This is a genomic window from Frankia sp. CeRuru1, assembly GCF_977966315.1.
The window spans coordinates 26754-32738 of record NZ_CDWWEW010000012.1; the positions used below are offsets into that span (position 1 = coordinate 26754).

The 5985-nt window shown below is 74.1% G+C and carries 5 protein-coding genes; all 5 read right to left on the minus strand.

Annotated elements, in window-relative coordinates; translation table 11 throughout:
• Nucleotides 1–242: FAD-dependent oxidoreductase (locus AC08OP_RS01970; RefSeq protein WP_476612633.1), on the minus strand; the 242-nt coding region annotated here is incomplete at its 3' end.
• A 138-nt stretch (nucleotides 243–380) separates the two neighbouring features.
• Nucleotides 381–1457: a glycosyltransferase family 2 protein gene (locus AC08OP_RS01975; RefSeq protein WP_476612634.1), complete on the minus strand. Its 1077-nt coding sequence runs from the start codon at nucleotides 1455–1457 to the stop codon at nucleotides 381–383.
• A gap of 116 nt (nucleotides 1458–1573) precedes the next feature.
• Nucleotides 1574–2407: a bisanhydrobacterioruberin hydratase CruF gene (cruF, locus tag AC08OP_RS01980; protein ID WP_476612635.1), complete on the minus strand. Its 834-nt coding sequence runs from the start codon at nucleotides 2405–2407 to the stop codon at nucleotides 1574–1576.
• Nucleotides 2404–3027: a GNAT family N-acetyltransferase gene (locus AC08OP_RS01985; protein WP_476612636.1), complete on the minus strand. Its 624-nt coding sequence runs from the start codon at nucleotides 3025–3027 to the stop codon at nucleotides 2404–2406. The genes cruF and AC08OP_RS01985 overlap by 4 nt, the downstream gene beginning before the upstream one ends.
• Before the next feature lie 175 nt (nucleotides 3028–3202).
• The gene (locus AC08OP_RS01990) at nucleotides 3203–5848 is read right to left on the minus strand and encodes an FAD-dependent oxidoreductase (RefSeq protein WP_476612637.1); all 2646 of its coding nucleotides are present in this window, start codon (nucleotides 5846–5848) and stop codon (nucleotides 3203–3205) included.
• Between the last annotated feature and the right edge of the window lie 137 nt (nucleotides 5849–5985).

The following is a 5985-nucleotide window of genomic DNA, read 5'->3' on the forward strand; positions in this document are numbered from 1 at the left end:
CGCAGCTCCACCTCACCGGGCAACGGCCCGCCGGTCGCGGGGAACAGGTCCTCGAACACGCCGGGCATGGTCAGCAGGGACGGGCCGGTGTCGAAGCCGAACCCGTCGCGCTCGTACCAGCCGAGCTTGCCTCCGGTCCGCGACGACTGCTCGCAGACCGTCACGTCATGCCCGGTGGCGGCGAGCCGGGCCGCGGCTGCCAGCCCGCCCACACCGGCGCCGATCACCACAACACGGGCCATGCGACGACTGTACGAGCTGCTCCTTCCCGGTTATCCGCGAGGAAGGAAACGGGCATCGAAGCCTCGGGAAGGAGAAGGAAGCCGCCGGAAGGACGACAAGGGAAGCCTCTGGCGGGGTGAGGAAGGGCGGACCAGCGGTCAGGGGCAGCGGGTAACCGGTCGTCCCTTCCACCGGGCGGTACCCCGCCGACGACGCCACCACGACACCGCCGTCAGGTAGCCCAACAGGCTCACGGAAGCCGGATGAGCGGCGGCGTCAGGCCAGCTCCGGCCGCCCGTGCGGCGGGCGGCGAGCACCCGGCCGGCGATCCCGGCGAGGTACCCGACCGCGCCCGGGCCCGAGCCACCCAGTGCCGCCACCGCCGGCACGACGAACAGCCAGGCCAGCACGCCGATCTGCCCGGCGCTGCCGAGCGTGCTTCCACCGGCGACGGCCAGCGACTTCGCGTAGCCGTCCCGCAGCTGTGACCATCCGGAGTACATCCGATTGACCGCGAGGTCGGTGCCGTCCGCGACCACTCCCCGCCCGCCGGCACGCTTGAGCCTCCGCAGCAGGGCGACATCCTCGATGACCTGGTCCCGGACGCCCTCGTGGCCGCCGGCCCGGCGGTAGGCCGCCACGTCCACGGCCAGCAGCTGTCCGCCCGCCGCCGAAAGCGATGGCCGGGTGGAGCGTTCGGCCAGCCGCAGCGGCAGCAGCGCCAGCCACGACCACTGGAGCAGGGGTTGGATCAGCCGTTCGGTGACACCGGCCGCCTCCTGGCGCGGGTAGGGCGAGACGAGGTCGAGGCCGGCGTCCCGCAGGAGGAGAACGGTCCGCGCGACGCCGTCGGGGGCCACCGTGACGTCGGCGTCGACGAAGACGAGGACCGTGCCCGTGGCCGCAGCCGCAGCCCGGGCGCAGGCGTGCGGTTTGCCGAGCCAGCCGGCGGGGGGCGCCGCACCGCGCAGCGCGACGATCCGGTCGTCCCTCGCCGCCCACCGAGTGAGGATCTCCCCGGTGCCGTCGGTGGAACCGTCGTCGTAGACGAGGATCTCGAGGTCGGGCACCCACTGCGAGCCGAGCAGGGCCGACAGGCAACGCGGCAGGCTCCCGGCCTCGTCGCGGACGGGTAGCACGACCGTCACCCGTTCGCGTACCGGCCGGGCCGGCGGTGGGACGCGTAGCAGCCGCGCGTTCACCGCCGTGTGCACGGCGATGGCGGTGGACGCCACCGCGGCGGACCGTACCGCACCCGACCAGCATCGGCCGGCGAGCCACCGGGCCGGGGATCCCGGTACCGTCCGTCCCGTCCGGTGCCTCGTCCCGCGCCCCGTCCGCCACGGCGCCGTCATCGTGGTGGGGAGCCCGCCGGGACCGGGCGGTCCCCGGCCCGGGCACGGTCCCGGGCCCGGGGCCCGGCCCGGGCCGCCGCGACGAGCGCCGCCCCCATCGCGATCCCGCCGGCCACGGCTACACCGGGACGGTCGAAGAAGGTGAGGTTCGCCAGCGTCGAGGAGACGTAGGCCCACAGGAGAAGGGCGAGCGGAGCGCGATCGTCGCGTGCCGTGCTCCCGGCCCGGTCCGGAAGCGCCGTCAACGCCGCGGTCATGGCGATCGCGACGGCCACCCATCCGGCGGTGTTGGTGAGCGGGATTCCGTTGAGCGCCGGGCCGCCGCCGAGCCACCGCCAGTACCCCGCGGTGACCATCTGCGGGTCGATGAAGAGATCCCAGGCCGCGAGGACGAGCGCGGCCAGCACGACGGTGCGCGCCCGGCCGCGGTGGTGGCGACGGGCCAGGACATATGCCGGGTAGGTCATCATCGCCCAGGCCATCGGCACCACGACCGGGACGCCGTACAGGCGGGTGCCCAGGGCGGAGCCGTAGGCGTAGCGGCCGAAGGGCCAGCCGGTGTGCACGCCCACGGTCTCCACGAGCAGCCCGCCGCCGACGGTCACGGCGAGGAACCCGGCGGTCCACGCTCGGCCACGGGTGAGCAGGGCGTGGCTCACCGAGGAGGCGAAGAACAGCACGATCGAGGCGATGGCGAGCGCCGCCCCAGCGGATCCGGTGACCAACGGACAAGGGAGCTGCACCGCCACGGTGGCCGCCGCGAAGATCCACGGCATCGCGGTGAGCCGCGCCGGCCGCGCCGATCCGGTGAAGAGCGCGCCGGCGGTCATCGTACCGGTGCGTGCCGGTCGGCTCCTTCGGCGGAGGCGCCGTTGGGACAGGCGGGGGAGCGTCCGTGGAGCTCCTTGCCGAGGACGGCGTAGGGGGTGAGGGTCCCGGGGAACTGGAAGTCGGACAACAACGGGACGAATCCCTCATGGTCGTACAACCGGCGTGCCGGACTACCCGGGGGTTCGAGGGCGGACAGCGCGGCCGTGCGTTGCGGGGCCCCGCGCAGCAGCTCCCGCAGTATGGTGCGCCCGATCGCTCGGCCCTGGTAGGCGGGCAGGACGTGCAGCTCCACGATCTCGAGGCAGTCGTCGAGCCAGTACGCGGCCGAGTCCGGCGGGAGCGCGTCGGCGACGACGTCGTGCCACCACTGGCCGACCCGGCCGGGCAGTGCGTAGGTGATCCCGACGAGTTCGTCGTCGGGTGTGACGGCCGCCACGGCGCGAAGGTCCCGCCGCTCGAAGTGCCGGCGCGCATGGGCGGCCCGGTCCCGGGCGGCCCGCGGCGGGTCAGGTTCATGATGATCGAGGAAGGCGGCCTTGTAGACCGCGATGACATCGTCGAGCCGGGTGCGCATCCGGCTCGGGGACCAGCGGACCACCCTCACGCCCACGTCGGTCACCGGCGTCGCCTCCTGTCCGCGCCCGGATCGCCGACCTGGCCCCACGAGTCGGGTCCGGCGAGCCAGGAGGCTGGGGCGCACCATCACGTCGCTCGACGATAACCCGCCGCTCGCCGGCACTGCTCGGCGATGGGAATTACTGCTACGTAACGTCATTCCACTGATGTGGAGGGTGCTACCTCCGGATGGGTGGGAGACCCGCCCGATCACCGGCCATGGCGAGCGCGGCGCAGCGCGGCGTGCCGGCGAGGAGGTCGGCCACCAGCATGGCCACCGCCGGGGCCTGCACGGTGCCACCCGCGTTCGTCCCTGCCGCCACGATCACCCGGCCGCCGTGGTCTGCCACGGCCTCGACAAGGGGGATGCCGTCCGGGGTCGCCGGGCGCTCGCAGACGCGGACGTCGAGCATCTCCACGGTGCCGTCAGGCCGGCGCAGCGTCGGGAACAGGCCGGCGACCGCCTGCTCGAAAACCGCGCGCAGGCGGGCGACGCCGCTGTCCGCGACCGCCCGCACGGCGGTGCCCAGGTACCCGAATCCGCCGCTGACATGGATCCTGGCACCATCGGCGGACAGCGTCACATTGATCACACCGAGGGGATCTCCGGCGTGGACCTTCACCGGCCGTCGCAGACCCGGGTTCGGCAGGGTCAGCGAGAGGCCGAGCAGATGCGCGACGGCACCGGCGCCGGGCCAGGCGGCGCCCAGCAGCCGCTGCAGATCGCGGCCGGCCACGGTCACCACGGCCCAGCCGGTACGCAGGGTCGAGCCGTCCGCGAGATGCAACCGGACCCCGTTCCCGGCTCCGCTCCCGGTCTCGTGCCCGGCCTTGTTCCGGTTGCCGTCGAGGCTCCGGTCGATGCCGGTCTCGATGCCGGTCTCGATGCGTTCCACCCGGGTGCCGGCGCGCACCTCGACGCCCGCGGCCCGCAGCCGGTCGATGAGCACCGTGGCCAGATCGTGGATGTTGACCGCGTAGCCGTCCACCTCGACCGCCCCGGCCACCTCCCGGGCGCCGCCGGGCAGCGGGACCGAGCAGCCCAGCGCGGGCCAGTCGCGAACCAGATCCGCCCGGGACAACCGAACGACCCGCCCCCCCGCGGCCCGCTGCAGCTGCTCGCCCGCGGCGAGGTCGCCCGGACCGAGATAGATCCGCGGGAGGCGGGCGTCCCAGCGCAACCCGCACCCGGTACCGAGCCCGTCCCCGCCGTCGGCGAGCGCGAAAAGATGCTCCCACCCGCGCAACCCCAGCCGGTTCAGGGCGATCACCAGGTCCCGGGCCACCGCGTGCAGCCCGGGATGGTCGGCGCACTGCTCGAAGGCGCTGGCCCAGACCCTCTCCGGCTCCGACAGCGACTCCGGGTCCCGTAGCCGCCAGCCGCCGTGCGTCGGATCGCGATCGAGAACACCCACGCGGCTCGCGTCCGCCTGCGGCAGCGTCTCGGTCGCCGACAGGTGCCGGCCGTTCGTCCCCGCGAACGTCGTGCCCTGGGCGGCAGGGTCCGCCCGGTCGGCCGGCGCGGCGTCGAGGACCCGGACGGGGTGGCCCCGCAGCCGCAGCACGAGCGCGATCGTGAGTCCGACGATCCCGCCGCCGACGACCACCACGTCGTGTTTGTCGACGGCGGAACCGTCAGGGGCCGGGTCCTCGCCGACCCCGCGGCCGGTGCCCCGCGGATCGCCCCGACGATCGGCCAGGTCATGACGATCGCCCTTCGGGCCGTTCCCGGCGAGGCCGTTCCCGGCGAGGTCGTTCCCGGTGAGGTCGTCCAGGTCGGCCCGCCCGACCACCGCGAGGAACGCCTGATCGAGATCATCGCTGCAGGCGGGACTGTGCATCGCTACGGAGCAGAGAGTGAACCCGCGCCGCAGCTCCCCGCCGTCCTCGGCGATCCGCCCCGCGAGCAGCCCGCGGACCGGGCCGAGGAACCGGGGGGCGTTGTCGATCATGACCTCCAGGTCACGGCGGTCGTAGGCGTCGACCAGCGCCCGGTCGGTGAAGACGTCCGGTTCGCTGACTGACACGAGTCGGCGGCCGGTGAACGCCTTGACGTGCCGCATGTCGATCATGCCGGCGGACATCCGGGACCCGCCGTGCACGAGGGGCGCGGCGATGCTGATCAGATCGGCGGCGTCGAAGACGTCCTCGACGGTGCGGGCGACGTGGATCCGGTCGACCGGCAGTCGGTGCTTCGCCGCCCAGAGCGCGGCCGTCGCCGGCTTCGCCGCGAGCGAGGGAGCGTGTACGGCCAGATGCCAGCCGCGTGCGGCGCCCTCCCGGGCGACCCGACTGTTGATGTTTCCGGCGCCGACGAGGCCGAGCACGCCCGGCCGGTCGGTGCGCGTGGCGGCCCCAGCCGGCTCCGCGCCGGATGCGTTGCCGAGCGGGTCGAACAGCCGGTCGACGATGAACCGGGCGACGTGCCGGGCGTTGACCTCGGGGGTGTTGCACACCTCGATCCGGTGGCGCGCCGCAGCGGCCAGGTCGACGGCAGCGAGGGAGGTGCCCCGGCGGACCAGCAGCAGGGGTCGGTCCCGGCCGGCCTCCGCCGGGTCCGTGCGGACCGCGGTGGCCCACTGTTCGAGTGCCGGTCCATCCACCGCGTTCACCCCGACGACGAGGGTGTGCGGCCGCAGTTCGACCAAGGCGTCGGCTAGGCCCGTCGGCTGGGTGGCCAGCTCCGGGCGTAGCCGGGCGGCGTCGTGCCGAGTGACGAGCCGCGCGACCCGTTCGCTCACTGGTGTCGCGATCAGAACCCGACGGCGGGGGGGCTGCGTCCAAGGCGGCTGCTCGCGGGGTGCCTGCTCGCGGGGTATCGACATGCGGCTTGCTTCACCTGGTTCGTAGGAAGGTGCGGGGCGTAGGAAGGTGCGGGCGGCCCCTTCACGGTGGCGGGTGCCGTTCAACGGGGCGTCAAAGCAGGCCGTGTCCCCGCCCGGATACGGCGGGGGTCGTGGAC